Raw genomic sequence first — 26365 nt, forward strand, 5'->3', positions numbered from 1 at the left:
GGAGAAGAGGAGGAGATAGGCGAGAATAGGGAGCTATAGGCGAGCATAGGGAGACCATAGAGAGCCAGAGGCGGCAGGAGCGAGAAGAGAGAAAAAAGGCTCCCGACGGAGCCGAAACTAAAACAGATCAAAAAGAAAGGAAATAGATATGAGCAACAACGAAGAGACAAATAATTTTCAGGTGGTGCACCATGCCTACAGTCCGTTGGAGGCAATCACGGAGGCTAAGCGGTGCCTGCACTGCCGTGTGCCACAGTGCGTTAAGGGTTGTCCGATAGGCAACCACATTCCCGACTTCATCCACGAGCTGTCGAAGGGCAATATTGGTTCGGCGATGGCTGTTATCAACGAGACGAGCAACCTGCCTGCAATATGCGGCAGGGTGTGTCCTCACGAGAAACAGTGCCAGGGGCATTGTATTTTAGCCAAGAAGGGCAAGCCGATAAAGATTGGTCGCTTAGAGGCTTTCATCGCCGACTTCGATACCGATATGAACCTCACGCGCGAGATGATTCCTCAGAAGACCCGTGGTCGCGTGGCGGTGATAGGATCGGGACCGGCGGGCCTGACCGTTGCCGGCGACCTGGCGCGTAAGGGTTTCGCGGTGACCATCTTCGAGGGTCAGGAGGAGCCTGGCGGTGTGCTGATGTACGGCATCCCCGAGTACCGGCTGCCTAAGGACGTGGTACGCAAGGAGATAGCTAAAATCCAGGCTCTCGGTGTCGACTTCAAGCTGAACTGCTTAGTGGGCCGCAACGGTGTGACCGTCGACAGCATTTTTGCCGACGGCTACGATGCCATCTTCATGGGCACGGGCACGGCTCTTCCCCAGGAGCTGAAGGGCGTTCCAGGAGCTACGCTGCACGGTGTGAGTCAGTCGACCGACCTGCTGCATAACGTCAACGCGTTCAACGAGGGAGCCATCGGCCGCGAGATGGTTCCGCTGCGTGAGGGCGAGAAGGTGGGCGTCATCGGTGGCGGCAATGTGGCCATGGACGCTGCCCGCACTGCTATCCGCTTGGGTGCCGACGTGACGGTCATATACCGTAAGACTCAGGAGGAGATGCCTGCTATAGAGAGCGAGTATAACGACGCGGTGAAGGAAGGCGTGAAATTCGTTTGGCAGACAAACGCTGTGGAGTTCATCGGCGACGGCAACAAGAACAAGAAGGAGGAGCGGCTGAAGGCCGTTCGCCTCGCTGGTCCCGACGGTGAGCACGTGGAGCCTTACGACCGGATATTCTTGGCTATAGGATCCCGTCCGGCGAGCAGGATTGTGTCGACGACTAACGGCATCGATGTTGACGAGAAGGGATACGTCATCGTCAAGGACCGTCCCTGCGGTATGACGACGCGTCCGGGAGTTTTCGCCGGTGGCGATGTCGTTCACAGGCCTCAGACGGTGGTCTTGGCTATGAAGGCCGCGCAGATGGTGGCTGAGGGCATTGCGCAGTATGTCGATGCCATAAAGCTGCTGAGAGATATTGGGATGAAGGAGATATAGGAGGCTATAGGGAGCTATAGGAAGCTATAGGGGCTATAGGATCGAGGCCGGATGTAAAGAAAAATCAGAACCGGAAGACCGAGGGAAACGAGGCCGTAAGTGGCTGGGGGACTGAGGGATAGCAAAAGGGGCTGAATTGGATTGCAAAACGGTAGATATTAAAAGGCAAAACGGTGCTTTTCGCAAGACGAAAAGCACCGTTTTGCATTGTAAAAAGGACGGGAAGGGAGAGATGTAAAGAAAAACTCAAGACAGGAGGGGCGAAGGAGGGGCACGGGAGGCCGAGAGAGGGGAGCGGGAGGCGGAGAGAGGGGAGCGGCGGGTTGTAACCCGCCGAACACGACAGCACAGACCAGAGAGAGGGGAAACGCAGCCAAACGAAACGCAACGGGGGCCAAACGAGGGACAACAGGCGGCCAACCGGTAGAAAACAGGGGCAGCCAACCGAGGGAAACAGCCAGCTAACCGCAGCGCAGCACGGGGGCAGCCAACCGATGGGAAACGCAGCCAAACGCAGCGCAACGGGGGCCAAGCGAGGGACAGCGGGGGGCCAACCGAGGGGAACAACGGGGACCAAGCGGGGGCCAAACGAGGGACAACGGGGGCCAACCAAGGGGCAGCGGGCGCCAAGCGAGGGGCAGCAGGCGGCCAACCGAGGGAACCAGCGAGCCAAACGCAGCAGCGGGCAAGCGGCCACAGCGGGCCGCCCCCCTCACTCTCCGCAGCGCCTTTCCTTGCGGACCTTCTCGAGGAACTCGGTGGGGGTGATGCCGAACTGCTGCTTGAAGAGGCGGCGGAAGTAGGTGGGAGAGGCGTAGCCGACACGCACGTAGAGGTCGTTGACGGCGATGGAGGGGTTGGCGCGCATGATGCGGCAGGCCTCCTTGAGGCGGATGTCGTTGATGAAGGCCATGACGCCGAGGCCGGTGAGGGCGTGGAGCTTCTTGTAGAGCGAGCTTCCCGACATGCACATATCACGGGCGAAGCGCTCGCGGTCGTAGTTCTCCTCGGCAATGTTCTCCTTTACCTTCTCTATGCATCGCTGTACGAACTGCTCGTCGGGGTTGCTGTAGTGGGTGCCGGCAGTATCGTCGTCGACCATCTTCTTGAATTTCAGGCGTATACGCTCGCGGTTGGCGATGAAATTCTCGATGCGCAGGTGGAGGGTTTCGAGACTGAACGGCTTGGCGAGGTAGGCATCGGCACCGACCTTATATCCCTCGTCGCGGTCGTCGTCGCGCACCTTCGCCGTGAGCATGATGACGGGCATCATGGCATAGTCGGCGTTGGCCTTGATTTTCTTGGTGAGTTCGATACCGCCCATGACGGGCATCATCACGTCGGTGACGACGATGTCGACGGCGTTGCGCTCGAGGACCGTCAGCGCCTGACGGCCGTTGTTGGCCCGGAGGATGTTGTACCACTGTCCGAGGAATGTTGCCGTAATGTCGAGCAGGTCGATATTGTCCTCGACGAGGAGGATGGTGTAGGCCGACCGCTGTTCGCCTTCGGTTGTTGCCACGGCGGCATCAGCGGTATCAGCGGCCACGGCAGAATCGGCAGCAGCCACGGCAGAACCATCAGCGGGCTCGGCAGCATTGCCATCGGCCACCGGCTGTGCTCCGGCCTCACCGCCATCGGTGGTCACCGTCTCCTTGACCGCCGCTTTGGCGACGTCCACCGCCGATGCCCCTTTGACACCCGCCTCCCGGCTGATGGGCAGGACGACGGTGAACGTAGTGCCCTCACCCTCAGTGCTTTCGACGGAGATGGTACCTTTGAGCTTTCGTACGAGATCGCGCGTCAGCGACAGTCCGATGCCCGTTCCGGTAGAGCCGATGGAACGGTAGTCGCCGTCCATAAAGCGCGAAAAGAGCTGTTTCATTCGTGCCTTCGATATTCCCGTTCCGTTGTCGGCTACGGTGATGGTGGCAAATCCCTTGTCGTAGGCCACACCGACGACGACATGTCCGCCGACGGCGGTATGCTTGATGGCGTTGGAGATGAGATTGTAAACAATCTTGTCGAGTTTATCGGTATCGAAAAGACAGTGTATCGGCATGCGGCCGCGTGTCGTAAACGTCAGACTCACACCGCGTTGCATGGCCAACGGCCGCATATTGTCAGTCTCCTGCCGCAGGAATTCGTTCATGTCGTTGTCGGATAATTCGATGACGAGGCGTCCCGCGTTGAGCTTGTCGATTTCGAGAATCTGACGTATGAGCCTTGTCAGTCGCGTCATATTATTTCGGATAATCGTGTAGGCCCCGGCGTCGATATTCTTCTTTTGTGCGTCAATAGAAGCCTGCACTACCGATATTGGCGTGAGCAGCTCATGGGTGATATTAGTGAAGACCTGCGCCATGCGGAGCCGGTTCTGCGTGCGCACGCGCTGACGGTACCACACGATGATGCCCCATCCGGCAGCCACAGCCATGAGTATATATATAATGTATGCCCACCACGACCGCCACCATGGCGGCAGCACGCGGATGGTGATGGTGTATGGCATCTCGACCCACCGGCCGTTAGTGTCGGTGGCGCGGAGGTGGAAGATGTATTTTCCGGCTGGCAGATTCTCGAATGTCGCCGTATGGCCTCCCTCAGCCGACATTGTCCATTCGTCGTTGTACCCGTCGAGGCGGTATTCGTAGCGCACTGCCGTCACATTGGCAAAGTCGAGGTTGGAGAATCCGAGTTTGACCACCCTCACTCCGTACGGCACCGTTATCTCCTTTGTGTATGACGGCACACTCTTCGTCAGTTTCGCCTGCATAGCACTGTCGAGAACGGCAAATTCCCTTCCGTCGATGGTCAGCGTCGATATCGACAGCTTCATTCCCATCGGGCTCGTGCTGCCGAGCCGCCGTGTGTCGATAGCGACGATTTTGTTTGAAGCCCCGAAGTAGAGCATCGCCCCACGGCGGAACACCGCGTTCTCCATGAGGTTCAGCCGCGAGTTCTGGGCAGGGATGCAGAACCTCTGAATGACGAGGCGGCGGCGGCTGTCGCGACTTGTCCTGACGATGCTGTTGGTGCCTCCGAACCATATATTCCCGTCGATATCGGTTATGGCCGAGTAGTAGCGCACGTCGTCGTTGTCGGTTTCGGCCACTGTGTTCGAGCAGTCGTGGGCGTTGTCCCAAAGGAGGACCTCGCCCGCAGAGGTTAAGAATACTATCTGACCGTATTTATCCTCGGCGCAGGTGATGGCTCCAGCTGCCGCGTATTTCATTGTGTGGCAGACAGTTCCGGGCATGAGCCACGGTTGGTCCTTGGCTTTCCGCCCCGGTGAAGGGTCGACGCGCAGAACCCCGTTATCGCGTGTGCATATCCACACCCGTCCGCGGTGGTCCTGCATGATGTGGGTCACCTCGCCGCGCCCGATATTTGGGATGTATTTCGCCAGCGGAATATTATATGTACGGCCGTTGCGGGCGAGGATTACGACATTCGTCATCTGTCCGAACCAAATATTGCCGTCGCGGTCCTCCATCATCGTGCAGACGGCGTTCTCGTGAGTGTAGGACCGGCTGGTGAGGTCGAGGGCTGTGGCGCTACCGTCGGGGTGGACGGCGACGGCACCTGAATACATATTCCCTATCCACACGTTGCCGTGGCTGTCGGTAATCATGCTCTTGCACGACGACGTGACGAGCTCAGGGGCAATGGCCCGCAGCTGCGGCACCGCTGTGGCGTGGGGCGAGACGGTGGCTCCCATCTCGAAGGTCGACACGCCGGATATCTGCGATCCGAGCCAGAAGAGGCGTTCGTCGGTGGTGACGAGCTTGCTGATGGCTCCGCGGAGGAGTCCGTCGCCGTAGGGTGCCACGGGGATGATGTTCAGGGCCGTGGAGAAGGTGGAGAAGAACTCCACCGCCTCCGATTTCTTCACCAGAGCCACGGTGCCTACACCGTTTTCTACAGCGACGGCGTTCATCTCGTCAGATGTGGCAGGGATAACCTCAATGTGCTGGGCGGGATCGAAACGGAATACCTTGCTGCGCGCGCAGGCTAAGACGTTGTCGCCGGTAATCGCCACAATATTATATACCGGTTCGCCGGCGGTGCCACTGAAGGCCTTCACCGTAGGGTGCGGTGCCGTGGGGTTGTCGATGAGGCGCACGCCGTCGCGCCAGCTGCCGGCCCAGAGGCGTCCGTGGCTGTCGAAGGTGAGGCAGTAATAGTTGTCGCCGTCGACGGCCACGCGGTGCATCCTCCGGCTCCGTTTGTCGTACATCCACAGTCCATGCGACCACGTTCCGATGAACAAGTGGCCGCTGCCGTCGTTGACGATAGCCTTGACACAGAGGTGTTCCGTGCCCCTCATGAGGCGGAAGCTGTCGGTGTGGCGGTCGTAGACAACCATTCCGCCGTCGGTACCGCCATAGACGCTGCCGTCGGCATCGGGATAGATGCAGTAGACGAGGCTCTGCCGCGGTGTCGGCATGCGGTAGACATGTGAGCCTAAAGAGGCGAGCTCAAGACACGTGATGCCGTTGTCGGTGGCTATCCACAGCGATCCGTGGTTGTCGGCGGCAAGGCCCTCGATGCCGTTGTCGGAGAGTTTCGAGGGGCTTTTGAGCGTATTCCGAACCTGTACGAAATTATAACCGTCGTAGCGCATCAGGCCGGCGGTGGTGCCTATCCACAGAAATCCCTTGGCGTCGAAGGTGGCCGCCTTGACCATGTCGGACACGGGCAGTTCCACCCTGTGGCCCACAAGCTGCGCTCCCGTCGGCACGGCACTGAGCAGCAGCGACAGAGCGGATATTATGAGTATAGAAATACGTTTCATAGATGTCATACTGCAAAGTTAAGGATAATTTCCGATTTTCACTATTTGTTTCCATTAAAAAACGATATTTTACCTATATATGTCGGTATTTATAGTAATTTTGCACTTGAAAAAACCAAGCTACCGTCGGCAGCATTATTTGCAGCCGTGCAAAGGCATTCAATCTCAGCAAATAACCCTGACCGGGGACCTGTCGATGGCAGGCCCCCGGATAGTCGTGTTTGTAGCTGATGCTTTGGCGTTTTGCGGCAGCTGAGCAGGGCGACGAGCCCCGCGCATGCCCCCTCACATTCACCCCATCCACCCTGTCTACCCCATCAAATCAATAAAATCGATCAACTAATAAAAACTAATCGACTCCAATGCAACGAACAACTCTCCTCCTTCTCCTCCTTCTCCTGAGCCTGTCGCTCCCCGCGAAGACTAAAAAGCCGGTGCAGGGCGACCGCGAATACTGGGCTTCGCTGGCCTATAAGATGGCACAGCCGGTGCTCGAGAACATGGCCCACGGCACCCTCCAGAAGAACATGATGACCGAATTCAGCCCTTCGTTCGACAACCGCAACCGCAAGGTGCTCTATATGGAGTGCTTCGGCCGACTGATGGCGGGCATAGCACCATGGCTCGCCCTCCCCGACGACGACACTGCCGAGGGCATCAAGCGCCACCAACTGCGCACGTGGGCCCTGCAGGCCTATAAGAACGCCGTCGACAAGCAGTCGGCCGACTATCTCTGCTGGGGCATCGGCGGACAGAATCTCGTCGACGCGGCGTATATAGCCGAGAGCTTCGTCAGGGCCTACGACGCTCTCTGGAAACCCCTCGACCACACGACTAAGAAACGCTATCTCAAGGAGTTTGCCGGTCTGCGCGCCATCGACCCGCCATACACCAACTGGCTGCTGTTCTCGTCGACGATAGAGAGTTTCATTGCCAAGGCCACAGCCGACGACCCGTCGCTCCACGTGGCTTACGACCAGTACCGCGTCAATTCGGCATGCCGGAAGATGGAAGAATGGTATGTCGGCGACGGATGGTATTCGGACGGACCGGCCTTTGCATTCGACTACTACAGCTCCTACGTCTTCCACCCCATGTACCTCGAGACGCTGAAGTCGATGATCGACGCCAAGGCCAATACGCGCCTCGACTACCAGCGCTATTACGACCGCGAGCTCCTGCGCTGTCAGAGGTTTGCCATCATCCTCGAACGCCTCATCTCGCCCGAGGGCACCTTCCCCGTCTTCGGCCGCAGCATCCCCTACCGCATGGCGGCAATGCAGCCCCTGGCTCTCATGGCCTGGCAGCACACACTGCCCAAGGAGATCAGCAACGGTCAGGTGAGGGCGGCACTGACGAAGGTCATGCACCGGATGTTCGACAAGGAAAATAATTTCAACGCCGGCGGATACCTCACCATCGGTTTCTGCGGCCATCAGCCCGCCGTCGCCGACTGGTACACGAACAACGGATCGCTGTATATGACGACTTTAGCCTTCATGCCCCTCGGTCTCCCCGCCGACGATCCTTTCTGGACCGACCCCGCCGAGCCCTGGACGCAGGTGAAAGCCTGGAACGGACAGGACTTCCCCAAGGACCACCGCTGGCAGGACAAAATCACTACGAAGGATAAGTGGTAAGCGGCAGCAACAGCTCCTATAGCCACAATAGCCACTATAGTATCTATAGTATCTATAGTATCTATAGCCCCTATAGTATCTATAGCCTCTATAGCTCCTATAGCCCCTATAGCTCCTATAGCTCCTATAGCCCCCTATAGCTCCCTAAAAAAAACTATAAAAGATGAAACGGACCATACTTCTTCTTGCCCTTCTGCTGACGATGACCGTGGGCAGGGCCGGCAACATCAACTACCGCGACACGGTGGCGAAGACCATCGCCGTCGTCAACGACTACTGGCAGGCGCACCACAGCGCCGACAGCCCGGCATTCTGGAACTGGGCCGCCTACCACACCGGAAACATGGAGGCCTACCGGCTCCTCGGCTGTCAGCGTTGGCTCGACTACTCGGAGCAGTGGGCCGACCACAACGCCTGGAGCGGGGCCACCGAGAAGGACCCCGCACGCTGGACCTACCGCAAATACGGCGAGGACCAACAGCACGTGCTCTTCGCCGACTGGCAGATTTGCTTCCAGACCTACATAGACCTATATAATATACGCCACGCCCGAAAGCGAATAGCCCGCGCACGTGAGGTGATGGGCTACATGGCCGACCACCCCGCCACCGACTACTGGTGGTGGGCCGACGCCCTGTATATGGCCATGCCGGTGATGACGAAGATGTACCGGCTGACGGGCCAGGAGAAATATCTCGACAAGATGTACGCTTGTCTGCTCCACACCGACAGCATCATGCTCGACAGCGCCACGGGGCTCTACTTCCGCGATGCCCGCTACGTCTATCCAGCCCATAAGACTGCCACGGGGAAGAAGGACTTCTGGGCCCGCGGATGCGGATGGGTGCTCGCCGGACTGGCCAAGGTCCTCCAGGACATGCCGCCGACGTACCGCCACTATCCGTTCTTCGTCGAGAAATACCGCCGTTTAGCCGCAGCCGTAGCGAGCTGTCAGCAGCCGGAGGGCTACTGGACCCGGTCGATGCTCGACGCCGCCCAGGCTCCTGGACCGGAGACGAGCGGCACGGCGTTCTTCACCTATGGTCTGCTCTGGGGCATAAACAACGGACTGCTGTCCGAAACCGACTATATGCCGGTGGTGTCGAGGGCATGGACCTATCTGTCGCACACGGCCCTGCAGCGTGACGGCAGCATCGGCTACGTGCAGCCCATCGGCGACAGGGCCATTCCGGGACAGACCCTACGCCCGTCGTCGCAGGCCGACTTCGGGGTGGGAGCGTTCCTCCTCGCCGCCTGCGAGTATGTGCGGTTCCTCGACCGGAAAGCCGCCGTCAGGCAGGTGCCGCTGACGGTCGTCAACGATGGCGACAGCCAGTGGCAGGGTATCGTCGAGAGCGATGCCGCCGCGGTGAGGAAGGCCCTGAGCATCGCCGACGGAGCGCCTCTGCTGCTGCGCAATGCCGCCGGTCAGGAAATCGACGCTCAGGAGACCTACGACGGTCACCTGCTCATCGACGCGAGCGTGCAGCCCCACTCGTCGTGGACGTGCTTTGCCGAGGCCGGACAACCGCGGAAGCCACGGCGGTGGACGGCGGGAGCGGTATATAAGATACGTAAGGACGACATTGCATGGGAGAACGACCGCTGCGCTTACCGCGCCTACGGGCCGGCACTGCAGCGGACAGGCGAGCGGTCGTATGGCATCGACGTGTGGGTGAAGAACACCCCCGACCTCGTCCTCGACGAACGCTATACCACTGACCGTCAGAGCAATATCGACGCATGGCCGATAGAACGCGAGGGGCGCACAGCCGAAGGACGCATCTTCCACAACGAGGGCACATTCCACCTCGACCACGGCAACGGCTTCGACGGATATGCCGTGGGACCGACCCTCGGCTGCGGCACACCGGCGATAATCGCGTCGGGACGACTCATCATACCCTACTGCTACACCGGATGCACCATCCTCGACAACGGACCGCTGAGGTTCACCGTCCGACTCGACTACAGCCGTAATGCCGACGGCATCGACCTCGGCGAGCACCGCATCATCAGTCTCGACAAGGGCAGCCATTTCAACCGGATAACGGTGTGGTACGACAGTCTCGGCAACGCCACCGCAGCCGATAAAGCCGAAGGCGCGGCTGCCGCAAATGGCTCTAAGTCAGTGGAAAAAGCCGCCGGTGCGTCGTTAGCTGCGGGTATCGTCATCAACGGCCACGGCCAACTCGGCGAGGGCAAAGACTACATCGTCTACGCCGACCCCACCGACCGCCCCGATGTCAGCGGGTCGACAATCTATGTGGCAGCACTCTTCCCCGATGACAAGGCCACTATCGGCCGAACACCCGACAACCGCAATGCCGTAGGCATCATCACCGACTACCACGGCGAACCCGTAACTTACTATGCCGGAGCGGGTTGGAGCCGTTACGATGTTCCCGACATGACGGTCTGGTGCCATATCGTCGAGACGTTCATCGACAGCGCAAAGCACAGACCCGCGGTCAGCATCGGCACCGCAAAAACGACGGCTGAATAACCGGCACAGCAAAAAAAAACTATAGCTGAATAATGACCTCCATCCTCATCACCATAGTGTCGGCACTGCAGATGTTAGCATCGTTCACCAACTATATCGTCGGCGACTACCAGTACATCAGCCCCGAATATGCCTGTTTCCGTGGCGAGAACACCATGGGCAGCGACGAACGCGGCGTGCGCACCAACGCCGACCTGTCGATGGTCAGCGCGTTTATGTGCCGCTATGCCGCCGACAGCGTAGCCCTGCCTACTGGCATCACATACGATCAGCTCGACACGATGGCGATGAAGACACTTGCCTACGCCGTAGCCACGCATAAGGCGGTGAGGAAGAGAACCTGCCGCGACGGCCGCTACTGGGGCTCGACGGGTCGCAACGACAAGCAGTGGGAGAGCAGTCTATGGGCACTGTCGGTGGCCTATTCGGCTCTGTTTCAGTGGGATAAGCTCTCGCCGACGATGAAAGCCGACATCCACCGTCTGCTCAGGGCCGAATGCAACTACGAGCTGGAACGCGACATTCCCACCGGATACCGCTACGATACGAAAGCCGAGGAGAACGGATGGGAGGTCGGCGTGCTCGCGGCGGCTGTCGCCCTCTTCCCCGACGACAGCCTCGCCACGGGGTGGTACAGCCGGATGAGGGATTTTGTCGTTAACAGCTACTCGCATCCCTCCGATGCCACCGACACGACGGCCGTCACGCCGTGGATCGACAAAGCCACCGTGGCCGATCTCTACCGTGGGCCTAACCTCTTCAGCGACTGGACATTACAGAACCACGGGTTCTTCCACACGTCGTATCAGAATGTCGTCATCCAGGAACTCGGCGAGGCCGCACTCATCATCCCCTTAGCCGAGATGGAGCGCCGTAGGCTATCGTCAGCCAAAAAACGCAGGAAGCGCCGCCACACTCAGGCACCGGACTCCGTCCACGCCGACACGCGGTGGATGCTCCACAATTGCGGGGCCGTGGAGCGAAACGTGCTGAACTGGCTGACGCTGGCCGACGGCGAGCAGGCCATGCCCAACGGCAACGACTGGAGTCTGTTTCTCTACGACCAGGTGACGAGCTATTCGACGATGGCGTGTATGCTCGGCGACGACGACGCACTGCTCTTCGAGCGACTGGCTCTCAACCAGATAGCGCGCCGACAGCGCACGACGGCAGACGGTTCGTGGCTCCTCAACCCCGATGTGGGGGCACGGCGTATGGGCGTCGAGGGTCACCGTGTGATGATGACGTGGCTCATGCACCATGTTTTTCCCACCACCGGACGGCGCCCGACGGCGTGGGCCGACTTCCTAAGCCGCTACCGTGCAGCCCGCTATTTTCCCTGTCAGCGCATCGTCAGAACGCTCACACCAGACTACTTCGCCTGCTTCTCCTTCGCCACCGGAAAGCACAGCTACACGGGTTATATTGCACCGACGGACAGCACGAACAACAACCTCGTAGTGCCCTACCGGAAATATAATACGGGAAACATCATAGGATATTACACCGTCGAGGGCCGCCACACCAACGCGCGCCTCGTCGGCGAACCCCTCGTCAGCGTCGACGGGCCATACTTCACCATCAGGGCTACAACGGCGGAGAACGATTCGACACTGATCCGCCATTTCACCATCACGACAACGGTCGACGGCTTGGAATACTCTGACACCGTGGAGGTTATCGACCCCGAGGCGAAGATCACCGCCGACCGCACGGGTCTCCTCGCCGTCAGCGACGACCCCTTCACAGCTACCGACCGACACTACGTTCTCCGTCCCGGCACAACGGTCATCGACGGCCTCCTTTCAATCATCTCCGACAGCCCCTCGCCCGCCGTCGTCACCGACCGGTCAACGGATAACTCAATCACCACCCTGAAGGTCTATCCCTTTCTCACCGCTCCCCAGCTCCACCACCACATAATCTACCGGGTGGCAGCAAAGCATTGAGCAGCAAGGACCGAGCAGCCGTCGCACCAGCTGCTCTGAACCAACACGAAACAAACGAATGCGGCCAACACATTAATTATCAGAGGATTGCCAACGTGGCACATTGGCAGGAGCGGATAAGTAGGGTTAAGGGCCGTCCGCAAACTTCACCATCATACTCGTCCGTCGCTGCGGGGGATATGATACCCCACCCTACTGCCATAAAAGAATTATGCCGTTGCCGCTACCAGCCCCGGCGGGGCTGAATCATCAATAACACTAAGTTTGCAGTGAGAAAAGAGAGTGAATAAAAGCTCTTTAAGAAGAAAGCGTCGGAAAAACCGAATGTAAACTTCTTTTCTTGGTTAATCTCTGTACCTTTGTTGTAAAAAGGAAGAGATCGACCCCTGCGCCAGTAAACTCCTTAAATAACCCCGGACTAAGCGAGTGATAACGAGCGCAGTCCGGGGAATCAAAGATGCAGACATCCATACATTCAGTGCCTCGAAGACGCACAATAGCACGAAGTGCGCAAAAGCAAATATGTTTCTGCGCGTTCCGCTATTCAACCTCTTCGAGGCTGGTCGTGGATTTCTTGCGTCCACGTTCTACCCCAGACTGCGGTCGCTGCGCTCCCTTAGTCTGGGGTTATTGAGAATTAAGCCCCGTCGGGGCTTTGCGTTGGCAGCGAAAATTACCCTCGCCAAGCCGCTAAGTGCGCAAAGATTCCGCAAAGATTGTTCTTGTCTTTGGTTGCGTGTAGCCTTTGCGTCCTTTGCGGCTTGGCGAGAAAGAATCATCCACGTGGCAATAGGATGGCCCCCCCCTATCTGCAGTGTATTCTCTTTGCATCTCGCCCGCTGTCGGTAGGATGGGGATAAACCCCATTCCCTACTGTATGAATGCAGCAATATGTTAATTATCAGTGTGTTGCAGGGGCGGATATGCATTAATAGTGACCACCACGACCACCTTGCCCGTCAGCATCCAATGCCCATTTCTACTTTGTTTTTCCTTCGTCCTGAAGGTCATCAACATCATACCCAAGCCTTTGGGCGACAATCTTGACCATCTTCCGGTCGACAGTATCGGCTTGATTATGGTCGTAGATGAGCAGTAAAACTACTTTAGCTTTTTCCTCATCGACAGCAAATGTCAGCGTTATGATGCGGGCACCTTTCGACTTACCGCCACCTTTCGACTTGATGGCCATCCTTATCTTACGAATGCCCGGCTGGAGAACAACACCTTGAAAGGGATCATCTGTCAAGGATTTTCTGAATTCATCAAGGTCGTCCATCAGACTCCTGTATCTCTTCCACAACGGTTTTGCCATGCGAAGAAATTCCTTGGTGAATTCAACGTTCCATTTCATTTTTGAATTCCTCCCAATCCATCAGATTACCCTTACCTTCTCTTGCGCCCTTCACTTCGAGCAACGCCCTATAAAGATTCTCCGACAAATCATCCTTGCCAATGACAATATCATCGTTTTTGATGGGAACAATACGGAAACTACCCGCACGCGACTTCACAACCACATCCTCACCACTCTGGGCAACACCAACGTACTTAGCCTGGTTTGCCCTGAACTCCCTTCCTGTAAGTACTATCATAATTTCCGGTTTTAATGTTTACGCCACAAAGATACAACAAATTTATTATATCGTACCATTTTGGTACACAAATTTTTATCGCAACGCTTCATCGTAAAAAAATAACACGTCCGATGTAGAATCAACCTGCGCCATCTGCGGCATCTGCGTGCGAATACCTCCTCCCGCTGATTACGCTATTTATTTTTTCTCTCGCAGATTTATCTCTGAGATTATCCTCTCGCATATTCCGCTTATCTCGCAGATTCTTCACATTTTATCCTCTTACAGATTCTATACAAATTATTTTCTCACGGATTACACGGATTCTTTACAATTTTATTCTCTCACAGATCACACAGATTACACAGATTACACAGAATCTTTGCTATTTTATCCTCTCACGGATTACACGGATCTCACAGATTCTTTGCAATTTATCAACTCAAAGTTTCTTTGCAATTTATCAACTCACAGAATCTTTGCATTTTATTCTCTCACGGATTACCCAGATTACACAGATGTAGCTGAGGATTTTTTATATATCTCTAAGATTGAGGGTCTGTAGGTGAATTTTATGGTGACGAAGATTTATCAATAGCAGAGTACTCTCTTTATCATACTTACAGCCCGGAAGGGCAACGCAACGACAAGCCGACATCGAAATATCTTTACACCATTCCCAAACATATCATTTCGGCTTCCCAAACGGTCCGTTTCAGCTCGCGAAACGGGTCGTTTGGCGTGCTAAAGCGAATCGTTTTAGAACGCAAAACGGCATGTATTAGCAACACATTGATAATCAGTGCTGTGCACAGACGGCGCAACAGATGGAATAATACGAATAATCTTGACAACTTGTTGCCTGTATTCTATTGTTGCTCCGTGACCCTACTAAATGAAAAGAACCATGGCATGCAATGAGCATCTGCCGGAGGCAACCAATGCAACAACCATGCCATGAGAGTCAAAATTTAAATGAAAGGGCCGTAACTTGATGACAATTTCTTTTGCCCAATCCTATGTCATCTCAACTTTTTTTTGTAAGTTTGCCGACGGAAGAATATTAGCAGCAAAGACTATGGCAACAGAAAGACGATATCCGGTAGGAATACAGACCTTTGAGAGAATCATCAAGGATGGATATATCTATGTCGACAAGACCGACCTCGTATGGAAGTTGGCTCATTATGCCACGTTCATCTTTATGAGTCGTCCGCGACGTTTCGGTAAGTCGCTGCTCACGTCGACCCTGGATTCTTACTTCAAGGGCGACCGTGAATTGTTCGAAGGCCTGAAGATAATGTCGCTGGAGAAGGAATGGACACAGTATCCCGTGCTCCATCTCGACCTCAGCGTGGCCAAGGGACAGGATAATGCCAAAGAATTGCGTGAGACGCTAATGTGGATGATGGAGCCTCTGGCAAGTATATATGGCAGAAAGGAGACGGAGACCACTCCCGGCAAGCTCCTCACCGGCCTCATCCACCGTGCCAAGGAGAAGACCGGGCGGCAGGTGGCGGTCATCATCGACGAATACGACGCACCGCTGCTCGACGTACTCCACAGTCAGGAGACTCTCGATGCCATGCGGAAAGTCATGCAGGAGTTCTATGTGCCGCTGAAGGCCAATGAGGCTTACCTGAAGTTCTGTTTCATCACCGGCATCACGAAGTTCTCGCAGCTGAGTATCTTCTCCACCATCAACAATCTGTTGAATGTCTCTTTGGACGAGACCTTCGCCACCATCTGCGGCTTCACCGAGAAGGAACTGTGCACCACTCTGTGGCCCGACATTGAGCGGCTGGCCGCTGCACTAAAGATGACACCGGAGCAGATGCACGACAAACTCAAGTTGCAATACGACGGCTATCATTTTGCCGCCGGAGCTCCCGAGGTATACAATCCGTTCAGCCTGCTGAACTGCTTTGTGCGTCGCAAGGTATCGAACTACTGGTTCGCCTCCGGTACGCCGACATTCCTCATAAAGCAGATGCAGCACTTCCACACCGACATCACATCGCTGGACTCCCTCGACGTTCCCGAGTCGGCCTTCGACCAGCCCACAGAGAATATGAAGGACGCGCTGCCGCTGCTCTATCAGAGTGGCTATCTCACCATCAAGGACTATGACCCCGATACCGAGGCTTACGAGCTCTCCATCCCCAACCAGGAGGTGCGGGTAGGATATATCTATGGTCTGCTGCCCACCTACACGGGCTTGAACAGTGGCGACGTGCAGATTGGTTTTGCGGCAAAGTTCTGGAAGGCTCTCAGGCAGAACGACATAGACCTCGCCATGGAGCACATGCAGTCTTATCTTGCAGGCATACCATACGTCGAGGGCTTTAAGCAGAAGTTCGCCGAGGCCACGACGAAGGAGGGATTCTACGAATACACGTTCTATCTCATCTTCTCCATGCTCAACGTCTATGTTCGCACGCAGGTGAAGGTGGCTGGCGGTCGCACTGATATGGTTATCTTCATGCCCGACACGATATATGTCATGGAACTGAAAGTCGGCGACTCGGCCCGTCAAGCCCTCGACCAGATTAACGCACGTGGCTATGCCAAGCCCTATCTCTCCGACGGCCGCCGTGTTGTTAAGGTCGGTGTCCGTTTCGATACCGACAAGCACACCGTCAGCGAGTGGGAGACGGAAGAGGCGTAGGAGCAAGAGCTCGCGCAACGGGTTGAGGTGCGCAGGGGGCAGAGCACTCAGGGCTTATTGCCGGCCATAAAATGATGTCCCAACCACTTTTCCGCGTTTGCTTGACTCTAATAGCATTTCATGGTGTCAGCTCCAGGGAGGTCCGTTGCCCCCAGCGGACACCATGAAAGGCTCAACACATAGATAACTGTTTTGTCCGCTATGGGCAGCGGACCTCCCGGGGACGCGGCCATTGCTTGCCGAGACTCGTGCGGAGAATAATCTTCAGCCTAAGAACTTGATGACGATTTTCTTTTGCCCAATCCTATGTCATCTCAACTTTTTTTTGTAAGTTTGCCGACGGAAGAATATTAGCAGCAAAGACTATGGCAACAGAAAGACGATATCCGGTAGGAATACAGACCTTTGAGAGAATCATCAAGGATGGATATATCTATGTCGACAAGACCGACATTGTATGGAAGTTGGCTCACTATGCCACATTCATCTTTATGAGTCGACCGCGACGCTTTGGCAAGTCGCTGCTCACGTCGACCCTGGATTCTTATTTCAAGGGCGACCGTGAATTGTTCGAAGGACTGAAGATAATGTCGCTGGAGAAGGAATGGACACAGTATCCCGTGCTCCATCTCGACCTCAGTATTACCAAGGGACAGGACAATGCCAAAGAATTGCGCGAGACGCTGATGTGGATGATGAAACCTCTGACAGAGGTCTATGGCCGCACGAATGACGAGACGACTCCCGGCAAACTCCTCACCGGCCTCATCCACCGCGCCAAGGAGAAGACCGGGCGGCAGGTGGCGGTCATCATCGACGAATACGACGCACCGTTGCTCGACGTACTCCACAGTCAGGAGACTCTCGATGCCATGCGGAAGGTCATGCAGGAGTTCTATGTGCCGCTGAAGGCCAATGAGGCTTATCTGAAGTTCTGTTTCATCACCGGCATCCCGAAGTTCTCGCAGCTGAGCATCTTCTCCACCATCAACAACTTGGCCAATGTGTCTTTGGAGAAGGAGTTCTCTACCATCTGCGGCTTCACCGAGGAGGAGCTGTGCACCACCCTGTGGCCCGACGTGGAACTGTTGGCCGCTGCCCTACAGACGACGCCGGAGCAGATGCACGACAGACTGAAACAGCGCTACGACGGTTATCACTTCGCGGCAGATGCTCCTGAGGTCTATAATCCCTTCAGTCTGCTGAGTTGTTTTCTCCACCGCCGACTAAACAATTACTGGTTCGCCTCCGGTACGCCGACATTCCTCATAAAGCAGATGCAGCACTTCCACACCGACATCACATCGCTGGACTCCCTCGACGTTCCCGAGTCGGCCTTCGACCAGCCCACAGAGAATATGAAGGACGCGCTGCCGCTGCTCTATCAGAGTGGCTATCTCACCATCAAGGACTACGACCCCGAGGGCGAGACGTACCTCCTATCTATCCCCAACCAGGAGGTGCGGGTAGGCTATGTCAACGGACTGCTGCCCACCTACACTGGCTTGAACAATGCTGATGTGCAGGTGGGATTTGCCCTGAAGTTCTGGAAGGCTCTCAAGCAGAACGACATCGGCCTCGCCATGGAGCACATGCAGTCTTATCTTGCAGGCATACCATACGTCGAGGGTTTTAAGCAGAAACTCGCCGAGGCCACGACGAAGGAGGGATTCTACGAATACACGTTCTATCTCATCTTCTCCATGCTCAACGTCTATGTTCGCACGCAGGTGAAGGTGGCTGGCGGTCGTACTGATATGGTTATCTTCATGCCCGACACGATATATGTCATGGAACTGAAGGTCGGCGACTCGGCCCGCCAAGCCCTCGACCAGATTAACGCACGTGGCTATGCCAAGCCCTATCTCTCCGACGGCCGCCGTGTTGTTAAGGTCGGTGTCCGTTTCGATACCGACAAGCACACCGTCAGCGAGTGGGAGACGGAAGAAGCGTAGGAGCAAGAGCTCGCGCAACGGGTTGAGGAGCGCAGGGGACAGAGCACTCAGGGCTTATTGCCGGCCATAAAATGATGTCCCAACCACTTTTCCACATTTGCTTGACTCTAATAGCATCATGCTATCGCGGCAGCTACCGGGAGGTCCACAATAAAATTCATGGACCTGTTTCCGTCATTGGAACACCCAAATATTATCAGCGAGTGACAACGCTAACAATAGAAGTGAGGAAAATCATGAACAGGCTTTAACCCCGAAGGGGTGAGTCTCGGCCTACGGGATAGACGGCGAACTTGCTCGCAAGACTATCCCGTAGACTGAGACTCAGAGCTCCTTTGGGAGCTAAAGACTGTTCGTGGCTATTTTCCTTATACAAGATTATGTTGTTGTCCGCTGATGGGAGCGGACCTCCTGGGGACGCGGCCATTGCTTGCCGAGACTCGTGCGGAGAATAATCTTCAGCCTAAGAACTTGATGACGATTTTCTTTTACCCAATCCTATGTCATCTCAACTTTTTTTTGTAAGTTTGCCGACGGAAGAATATTAGCAGCAAAGACTATGGCAACAGAAAGACGATATCCGGTAGGAATACAGACATTTTCAGAAATCATACGAGAAGGCTACTTGTATGTTGACAAGACCGACCTCGTATGGAAGTTGGCTCATTATTCCAAGTTCATCTTTATGAGTCGTCCGCGACGCTTTGGCAAGTCGCTGCTCACGTCGACCTTGGATTCTTACTTCAAGGGCGACCGTGAATTGTTCGAAGGCCTGAAAATAATGTCGCTGGAGAAGGAATGGACACAGTATCCCGTGCTCCATCTCGACCTCAGCGTGGCCAAGGGAAAGTCGTCGCCACAGGAACTACAACGGTCGCTGATTCTGATACTAAAACGGATGGACTGTTATGAGGAAGCCCCCAACGAGGTTACTCCCGGTGAGAAACTCGACGGGTTGATAAGACGGCTTTATAAGAAGACCGGGCGGCAGGTGGCGGTCATCATCGACGAATACGACGCACCGCTGCTCGACGTACTCCACAGTCAGGAGACTCTCGATGCCATGCGGAAAGTCATGCAGGAGTTCTATGTGCCGCTGAAGGCCAATGAGGCTTACCTGAAGTTCTGTTTCATCACCGGCATCACGAAGTTCTCGCAGCTGAGCATCTTCTCCACCATCAACAACTTGGCCAATGTGTCTTTGGAGAAGGAGTTCTCTACCATCTGCGGCTTCACCGAGGAGGAGCTGTGCACCACCCTGTGGCCCGACGTGGAACTGTTGGCCGCTGCCCTACAGACGACGCCGGAGCAGATGCACGACAGACTGAAACAGCGCTACGACGGTTATCACTTCGCGGCAGATGCTCCTGAGGTCTATAATCCCTTCAGTCTGCTGAGTTGTTTTCTCCACCGCCGACTAAACAATTACTGGTTCGCCTCCGGTACGCCGACATTCCTCATAAAGCAGATGCAGCACTTCCACACCGACATCACATCGCTGGACTCCCTCGACGTTCCCGAGTCGGCCTTCGACCAGCCCACGGAGAATATGAAGGACGCGCTGCCGCTGCTCTATCAGAGTGGCTACCTCACCATCAAGGACTATGACCCCGAGGGCGAGACTTACCTCCTATCTATCCCCAACCAGGAGGTGCGGGTAGGCTATGTCAACGGACTGCTGCCCACCTACACTGGCTTGAACAATGCTGATGTGCAGGTGGGATTTGCCCTGAAGTTCTGGAAGGCTCTCAAGCAGAATGACATCGACCTCGCCATGGAGCACATGCAGTCTTATCTTGCAGGCATACCATACGTCGAGGGTTTTAAGCAGAAGCTCGCCGAGGCCACGACGAAGGAGGGATTCTACGAATACACGTTCTATCTCATCTTCTCCATGCTCAACGTCTATGTTCGCACGCAGGTGAAAGTGGCTGGCGGTCGTACTGATATGGTTATCTTCATGCCCGACACGATATATGTCATGGAACTGAAGGTCGGCGATTCTGCCCGCCAAGCCCTCGACCAGATTAACGCACGTGGCTATGCCAAGCCCTATCTCTCCGACGGCCGCCGTGTTGTTAAGGTCGTTGTCCGTTTCGATACCGACAAGCACACCGTCAGCGAGTGGGAGACGGAAGAGGCGTAGGAGCAAGATCGACCTGTCTCCAGGTTGCTAACGGGAGAAAACAGCGGGTGCGAGGCGGTGCTTCCCGTCTCACGCATTATTTATTTCCCGTGAAGTGGATCCAGTCGACATCGAAGAATGGCGAGTCGTTCTTCGTCGACGGCCGCATGCAGTAGAAGCCTATCTTCGCACCGATCCACTTGCCCTCCTTTATCTCGAAGGGCTGTCCGAGGTCGGTAAACTTCTTGCCGTCCTTACTGTAGGCAAACTGGGCGAAAGCCCTGATGGCGTTGCCCGTGCCCTCGCTGTGGACTTTCGCGCGGACGTACATCCACGGTGTGGCGCTGCGCGGCTGGGGAATATCGTCGACGGCATACTTCTGGGTGTATGGCTTCGGCATGGCCGTGAGCTTCACCGCCTGCTCGGCGACAGTCTGCTCGGCGGCCCCTTTCTGGGCATCCTTGCAGACGACATAGCGCATGGCGCAGCCGTCCTTTGTCGAGACAAATTTTATTCCGGCATAGTCGAGGCCCATGATGACGAAACCGCCCTCCTCACCCTTGGGTTTGAAGTCGGGGTTCGGGATGAAGCGCACGCGCGCCGTGGCCGTGAAGTTCTCAGTCGGCAGCTTCTGCAGCAGTGCGTTCTGTAAGTCGCTGACGTTGCGGTAGTTGTCGGGAGCCTGCGGTCCATAGAGACGCAGCCGGCTCTTCTTGGCGTCGCAGAAATACCAGTACTGGCTGAACGGTCCCTCAAACTGCCACTGCGGTCCGAGCTCGGTGCTGTTGAAGTCGTCGTCCTCACTGGGCTGCAGATTCTTGCCCGCGGGCAGGTTCGGTTTCTTCCATACGCTCACCGGGTCGCCACAGCCGTCGCCGTCGGCATCATTGCCAATGACGAGCCAGTCGTTGACCCACCGTGCGGGTTGCAGATGGATGACGCGGCCATAGGCGTGCTTGTCCTGGAAGTGGATGAACCAGTCCTCGCCGTTCTGCGTGTCGACCCACGCGCCCTGATGAGGGCCGTTGACCTTCGACTTGCCCTGGGCCATCCCGACATACTCGTCGTAGGGGCCGAAGGGGTTCTTCGACCGCAGCTCGACCTGCCATCCGTACTTCACGCCACCTGCCGGTGACATTATATAATAGTAGCCGTTGCGTTTGTAGAATTTCGTTCCCTCGATGGTGGGCTGGTCCTCATGGCCGTCGTAGACCATCCGCGAGGGTCCCGTGACATGTGTGCCGTCGGGCGACATCGGGGCTACGAAGAGCACCGATTTCACCCCTGCCCTCGACCCGGCGCATCCGTGGGAGAGGTAGGCGCGGCCGTCGTCGTCCCACAGCGGGCAACAGTCGATAAGGCCCTTTGCCTCCTTGACGAGGACGGGCTTCTCCCACGGTCCGCGCACGTCGCGGGCTTTCGTCATGAACAGTCCCTGGTCGGGGTCGCCCCAGTAGATGTAGAACCAGCCGTCGTGATAGCGTATCGACGGAGCCCACACGTAGTTGCCGTGCTGCGACCGGCGGTGCCAGTCGAGGTCGGTGCCACGGTACTTCTCGAGGACGGGATAGTCGTCGGTGAGCGCCGTACCGACTATCTGCCAGTTGACGAGGTCGGTGGAGTGCAGGATTTGCAGCCCGGGGAAGCAGGCGAACGACGATGCCGTCATATAGTAGTCGTTGCCCACGCGGCACACGTCGGGATCGCTGTAGTCGGCATCGATGATAGGATTGCGGTATTTGTTTCCCGCAACGTTAGGATTCCATGTCTTCGACGGTTCCTGCGCCGGGGCCGCAGCCGTGAGCGTGAGGGCCGTCAGGAAGATGATGTTTCTTAATTTCATTGTTTCTGAATTGGTTTAGTATTTAGTGGTGTCCACCCAAGAAAGTCCTTTTTACGGAAATCAGCATTGATTATCAGTGAATTTCAGGAGTTTATCGAGCGAACTGTTAAGTAAGATTTTCAGGACTTTATCGAGCGAACTGTTAAGTAAGATTTGTCATGTGGCAGTAGGACGGGGATAAACCCCGCCCCTACGGCGGATGAGTGCAGCAAGTTCGTTATCAACGGATTGCCAACGCGATTGTCACGATGGATGCGTGCAATTGTCCACAGATTGCGGAAGGTCCTAACCCTGCAAACGTTCTTTGCGGCATATTCGTTAATCGCCCATTTAAACGTTTGTCCATTACCACGAAGGATTGGACGGCACGGCATGGCCCCACCCCGCCGCAGCAAGAAGAAAAAACGGCTTCGGCGAAGGTCGCTCACCGGAACCGTTTTTCCTTTATTTCACTCTCATTGACGTCTTTCCGTCGCGCTGTATTCGTGTTTCGATGACATACGACGACGAAGCATCGGGAATGCCCACGGTGGCATCGAGATACACGCTTGTGGAGTCGGCACCGAAGAGGTCCATATACCTGAGCATCGACTTGCTGACCATATCCTTCGGCATGTAGCGCTCAAACTCGCCCTTGACGAAATCATGGTTGTAGACCACCACACCGTCGAAGAGCACGGTGACGTGGGCCTGGTTGTCGAGATAGAGGTTGTCGACCTCTATTCCGACATCGTTATAATCGGTTTTTATCACCGGGTCGGTCGTGGGCTCCACCTTAACCTTCACCTCCCACCGGCTGCCTTCGGCATGGAAGAGGGTGTCGGAACTGTAGTGGCGCAGCACGTTGATGGCGTAGGGACGGTAGACATTGAACTGTCCGCGCAGTGTCTCGCCGCTGTCCTTGGTGAGTTTCACCTCGTCGCCCATCTCGTTGATGAACTTAAAGAGGTGGGGAGCCTGCTTGGTAATCTTGTAGTGGCGGAGCTCGGTGTGGCCCTGGATATACAGACTGTCGCCGTAGACCCAGAATTTCGCCGGCTGACTGGTGGAGTCGGGATAGAAGATGCTGTCGCCCCTGACCCAGAAGACGGCATTCTCGTTCTCGTCGTCCATCCATATTCCCTGAAGCATCTGCTTGGCCTGACGGTCCTCGTTGGCGGCGGTATCAGTGCCGCGGCGGCATCCGGCCATGGCGAGCAGCGCTGCTAAGGCAATGAGAATTATTGTTGAGTGTTTCATATTTCGCCTTGTCATGCCCGTGGCATGATTGTCAGTATTATTCGAAGACCTCTGCATCGGCGAGAGCCACCCCGCGCTGCATGTCCTTCTCCGAGCGGACGACATCCTTCGGATCGATAGGCCACTCGATGTTGATCGTCGGGTCGTCCCAGCGGATACTGGCCTCGCTCTGAGGAGCATAGATATTGTCGACCTTATAAGTGAAGATGGCCTCATCGCTGAGGACGAGGAATCCATGGGCAAAGCCGCGGGGGATGAAGAACTGGCGCTTGTTCTCGCCCGAGAGCTCCACAGCTACATACTTGCCGAAGGTGGGACTCGACTTGCGGATGTCGACAGCCACGTCGACGACGCGCCCGCTGATGACGCGGACGAGCTTGGCCTGCGAGAACTCGCCTTTCTGATAGTGAAGGCCGCGAAGAACACCATAGGAACTCTTCGACTCGTTGTCCTGGACAAACTCGACATGACGGCCGATATGCTCGTCGAAGTCGCTCTGGCGGTAGGACTCAAAGAAGTAACCGCGGTTGTCGTTGAACACTTTGGGCTCGAGCACCCATACTCCCTCAATAGCTGTTTTCTTAAACTCCATTTTGTTTCCTTGTTGAAATACAGTGGTTGCGACACAATAGCCCGCCGCCGCTCACAACAATGTGGCTCGACAGTGCTGCCGCTCCCAGTTCAATATATTATCAGTTTGTTTTGATGCGAATTTTTCTTTCTTAGTATACTATATAGAATATGTGTGCAAAGATACACTTTTTCGGGCAAAGAACAAAGCCTTGACAGCTTTTTAATGATTAATTTAATTAAAATCCGCGGCACTCGCTTGGTAATTACAGAATTAAATCGTAATTTTGCAACTTGAAATAAAACGATTATTAATCACCCGTGATACGACTCGCAAGACATATAGAGATATTGCTGTTGGGCAATGAGTGCGTTATCGTCCCCAATCTCGGGGGCTTTGTGGCGCATCGCGTTGTGGCCCGCTACGACGGCGACGAGGAGCTCTTCCTGCCGCCCTACCGTACGTTGGGGTTCAACCCGATGCTGAAGATGAACGACTCACTGCTCGCACAGTCGTATGTCGAGGCCTACGACCTCAGCTATCCCGAGGCCGTGAGTGCCATCGAGGATGAGGTGCGCGAGATGCTGCGTATCATGGGTAATACGGGCAGCTACGAACTGGAGAACCTCGGGCGGCTCTTCTACGACCACGACGGCAAGATGAACTTCGAGCCGTGTGAGGCGGGAATCCTCACCCCGCAGTTCTATGCTTTCAGCTCCTTCGAGATGCCCCTTCTGCCGGCCGACAAGGAGGTACCGGCTACCGTCGAGGCCGAAGTCGCTGAGGAGAAGCCCCGCGCCATATATATCGCCAAGGAGGGCGGTCGCCGCACGCTGAATATCAGCCTCAAGGCCGTCCGCAATACCGCCGTGGCCGCTGTCGTGGTGGCCACCGTAGGCCTTATAGCCTTCCCCATAGCCCACCGCCATGGTGCGATGACGACGGGGAATATCGAGAGCGGATTCTACGAGATGCTCATCCCCCACAGCAGCGACAGTCATACGAAGACGGCGGCTTTCAGTGCCCGTGGCACCGGAAGCAAGACTGCCGCCCCAACCAACGCTGAAACCACCGCTGCAAAGACCGATCAGGCACAAGCCAGCGAGGCCACGGCAACGGAGAAGAACACCGAGGCAGCAGCAACGGCCAGCGACGACGGCACTGACGCGACGGCACCGGCATCAGCCGGCAGCCACTGGAGTATCGTGGTGTGCTCGCATGTGCCACGCGCCAACGCCGAGGCATTGGCTGCAAAGCTCCGCAAGGAGGGCCGCAGCGACGTTATCGTCAGTACGACGGGGGCCGTAAAAGTGCTCTACGGACATTTCAAGACAAAGGACGAGGCCCACAAACGCCTCAACGATCTCGTCGGCGACGACACATTCAAGGACTCATGGCTATTGGAGGTTAAGGAATGAAAAAGGTGAGATGCCCGCAATGCGGTGAGCCCCTGACCTTCGACGAGACGAGGTTTGTGGCCGGACAGAAGGTGATGTTCGTATGCGAAAAATGCGGAAAGAAGTTCGGAATACGCTTCGGACTCTCGAAACTCAAGGATAATCCCACCGACGCCGAGGAGGAGACGCGCGCCGGCAACGCTCCCTATGGCATGATTGTGGCCATAGAGAATAAATACTCTTTCCGACAGGAGATTCCCCTCCAGACGGGCGACAACAGCATCGGCCGGATGATGCGGGGCAACAAGGTGCGGTGCCCCATCGATACGGGCGACCTCACCATGGACCTCAACCACTGTGTCATTACCGTGAGCCGCACGAAGAAAGGAGCTCTGCAATACGTTCTCCGCGACGGACCGAGCAACAACGGCACCTTCCTCAACGGCGAGCGCATCGACCCGCAGGAGCGCCGCATAATCGAGCCGGGGGCAATGATAAATATCGGGGCCACAACCATAATCCTCAGCGACGGCAGCGAGGACTGACAACGGCACGCTGCGGCAAGCAGGATTCAATTTTCAGGACAACAAAAC

The 26365-nt window shown here is 56.0% G+C and carries 14 protein-coding genes and 2 pseudogenes; 10 read left to right on the forward strand and 6 right to left on the reverse strand.

Annotation, left to right across the window (positions count from 1 at the left end; translation table 11 throughout):
* Positions 1-148 precede the first annotated feature (148 nt).
* Complete coding sequence (locus tag LDN30_RS13410; protein ID WP_223929811.1) at positions 149-1504, forward strand: NAD(P)-dependent oxidoreductase; 1356 nt, start codon at positions 149-151, stop codon at positions 1502-1504.
* A gap of 712 nt (positions 1505-2216) precedes the next feature.
* Here LDN30_RS13410 and LDN30_RS13415 read toward each other — a convergent pair.
* Positions 2217-6302 carry an ATP-binding protein gene (locus tag LDN30_RS13415; RefSeq protein ID WP_223929813.1) on the reverse strand — a complete coding sequence of 1362 codons (4086 nt, stop codon included), beginning with the start codon at positions 6300-6302 and terminating at the stop codon, positions 2217-2219.
* Between the two features lie 362 nt (positions 6303-6664).
* Here LDN30_RS13415 and LDN30_RS13420 point away from each other — a divergent pair, with 362 nt between their 5' ends.
* The 4 genes and pseudogenes from LDN30_RS13420 (at position 6665) to LDN30_RS13430 (ending at position 12397) form a co-directional block, all read left to right on the forward strand.
* A complete protein-coding gene (locus LDN30_RS13420) occupies positions 6665-7942 on the forward strand; it encodes a DUF2264 domain-containing protein (protein WP_223929815.1) in 1278 nt (425 codons plus the stop codon).
* Between the two features lie 163 nt (positions 7943-8105).
* A pseudogene (locus tag LDN30_RS16470) lies at positions 8106-9218 on the forward strand (glycoside hydrolase family 88/105 protein); the annotation flags it as partial.
* 48 nt (positions 9219-9266) lie between these two features.
* Positions 9267-10448: pseudogene (locus tag LDN30_RS16475) on the forward strand (BT3233 family polysaccharide utilization protein); the annotation flags it as partial.
* A 32-nt stretch (positions 10449-10480) separates the two neighbouring features.
* Positions 10481-12397: a hypothetical protein gene (locus LDN30_RS13430; protein WP_223929818.1), complete on the forward strand. Its 1917-nt coding sequence runs from the start codon at positions 10481-10483 to the stop codon at positions 12395-12397.
* Between the two features lie 979 nt (positions 12398-13376).
* Here LDN30_RS13430 and LDN30_RS13435 read toward each other — a convergent pair.
* Together LDN30_RS13435 and LDN30_RS13440 are read right to left on the reverse strand one after the other, a co-directional pair.
* The gene (locus LDN30_RS13435; protein WP_223929820.1) at positions 13377-13751 is read right to left on the reverse strand and encodes a hypothetical protein; all 375 of its coding nucleotides are present in this window, start codon (positions 13749-13751) and stop codon (positions 13377-13379) included.
* Entirely contained in the window at positions 13735-13992 is a 258-nt protein-coding gene (locus tag LDN30_RS13440) for a prevent-host-death family protein (RefSeq protein ID WP_223927325.1), read from the reverse strand. Before LDN30_RS13440 ends, LDN30_RS13435 begins: the two co-directional genes overlap by 17 nt.
* 1060 nt (positions 13993-15052) lie before the next feature.
* Here LDN30_RS13440 and LDN30_RS13445 point away from each other — a divergent pair.
* From LDN30_RS13445 to LDN30_RS13455, 3 genes are all read left to right on the forward strand, one after another.
* Positions 15053-16642, forward strand: a complete 1590-nt coding sequence (locus LDN30_RS13445; protein ID WP_223929821.1) for a PD-(D/E)XK nuclease domain-containing ATP-binding protein — start codon at positions 15053-15055, stop codon at positions 16640-16642.
* Between the two features lie 365 nt (positions 16643-17007).
* Positions 17008-18597, forward strand: a complete 1590-nt coding sequence (locus LDN30_RS13450; protein ID WP_223929823.1) for a PD-(D/E)XK nuclease domain-containing ATP-binding protein — start codon at positions 17008-17010, stop codon at positions 18595-18597.
* Between the two features lie 559 nt (positions 18598-19156).
* A complete protein-coding gene (locus LDN30_RS13455) occupies positions 19157-20743 on the forward strand; it encodes a PD-(D/E)XK nuclease domain-containing ATP-binding protein (RefSeq protein WP_223929825.1) in 1587 nt (528 codons plus the stop codon).
* 76 nt (positions 20744-20819) lie between these two features.
* On the opposite strand, the gene LDN30_RS13460 is transcribed toward LDN30_RS13455, so the two are convergent.
* The 3 genes from LDN30_RS13460 to rfbC form a co-directional block, all read right to left on the reverse strand.
* Positions 20820-22565 (reverse strand): glycoside hydrolase family 43 protein, encoded by a 1746-nt coding sequence (locus tag LDN30_RS13460; RefSeq protein WP_223929827.1) that lies wholly within the window; start codon positions 22563-22565, stop codon positions 20820-20822.
* A 444-nt stretch (positions 22566-23009) separates the two neighbouring features.
* Positions 23010-23804 (reverse strand): DUF4738 domain-containing protein, encoded by a 795-nt coding sequence (locus LDN30_RS13465; RefSeq protein ID WP_223929828.1) that lies wholly within the window; start codon positions 23802-23804, stop codon positions 23010-23012.
* A gap of 37 nt (positions 23805-23841) precedes the next feature.
* Positions 23842-24396 carry a dTDP-4-dehydrorhamnose 3,5-epimerase gene (rfbC, locus tag LDN30_RS13470; protein WP_223927321.1) on the reverse strand — a complete coding sequence of 185 codons (555 nt, stop codon included), beginning with the start codon at positions 24394-24396 and terminating at the stop codon, positions 23842-23844.
* A 299-nt stretch (positions 24397-24695) separates the two neighbouring features.
* Between rfbC and LDN30_RS13475 the strand changes: the two genes are divergently transcribed.
* Complete coding sequence (locus LDN30_RS13475) at positions 24696-25793, forward strand: HU domain-containing protein (protein WP_223929830.1); 1098 nt, start codon at positions 24696-24698, stop codon at positions 25791-25793.
* The gene (locus LDN30_RS13480; protein WP_223927323.1) at positions 25790-26317 is read left to right on the forward strand and encodes an FHA domain-containing protein; all 528 of its coding nucleotides are present in this window, start codon (positions 25790-25792) and stop codon (positions 26315-26317) included. Before LDN30_RS13475 ends, LDN30_RS13480 begins: the two co-directional genes overlap by 4 nt.
* Positions 26318-26365: the final 48 nt, after the last annotated feature.

Origin of the sequence: Prevotella lacticifex (genome assembly GCF_019973375.1) — a bacterium.
GTDB classification, from domain to species: Bacteria; Bacteroidota; Bacteroidia; order Bacteroidales; family Bacteroidaceae; genus Prevotella; species Prevotella lacticifex.

Coding starts and splice junctions, on each gene's coding strand:
- LDN30_RS13410 (WP_223929811.1), top strand. CDS start 149: ATGAGCAACAACGAAGAGACAAATAATTTTCAGGTGGTGCACCATGCC.
- LDN30_RS13415 (WP_223929813.1), bottom strand. CDS start 6,302: ATGAAACGTATTTCTATACTCATAATATCCGCTCTGTCGCTGCTGCTC.
- LDN30_RS13420 (WP_223929815.1), top strand. CDS start 6,665: ATGCAACGAACAACTCTCCTCCTTCTCCTCCTTCTCCTGAGCCTGTCG.
- LDN30_RS13430 (WP_223929818.1), top strand. CDS start 10,481: ATGACCTCCATCCTCATCACCATAGTGTCGGCACTGCAGATGTTAGCA.
- LDN30_RS13435 (WP_223929820.1), bottom strand. CDS start 13,751: ATGAAATGGAACGTTGAATTCACCAAGGAATTTCTTCGCATGGCAAAA.
- LDN30_RS13440 (WP_223927325.1), bottom strand. CDS start 13,992: ATGATAGTACTTACAGGAAGGGAGTTCAGGGCAAACCAGGCTAAGTAC.
- LDN30_RS13445 (WP_223929821.1), top strand. CDS start 15,053: ATGGCAACAGAAAGACGATATCCGGTAGGAATACAGACCTTTGAGAGA.
- LDN30_RS13450 (WP_223929823.1), top strand. CDS start 17,008: ATGGCAACAGAAAGACGATATCCGGTAGGAATACAGACCTTTGAGAGA.
- LDN30_RS13455 (WP_223929825.1), top strand. CDS start 19,157: ATGGCAACAGAAAGACGATATCCGGTAGGAATACAGACATTTTCAGAA.
- LDN30_RS13460 (WP_223929827.1), bottom strand. CDS start 22,565: ATGAAATTAAGAAACATCATCTTCCTGACGGCCCTCACGCTCACGGCT.
- LDN30_RS13465 (WP_223929828.1), bottom strand. CDS start 23,804: ATGAAACACTCAACAATAATTCTCATTGCCTTAGCAGCGCTGCTCGCC.
- rfbC (WP_223927321.1), bottom strand. CDS start 24,396: ATGGAGTTTAAGAAAACAGCTATTGAGGGAGTATGGGTGCTCGAGCCC.
- LDN30_RS13480 (WP_223927323.1), top strand. CDS start 25,790: ATGAAAAAGGTGAGATGCCCGCAATGCGGTGAGCCCCTGACCTTCGAC.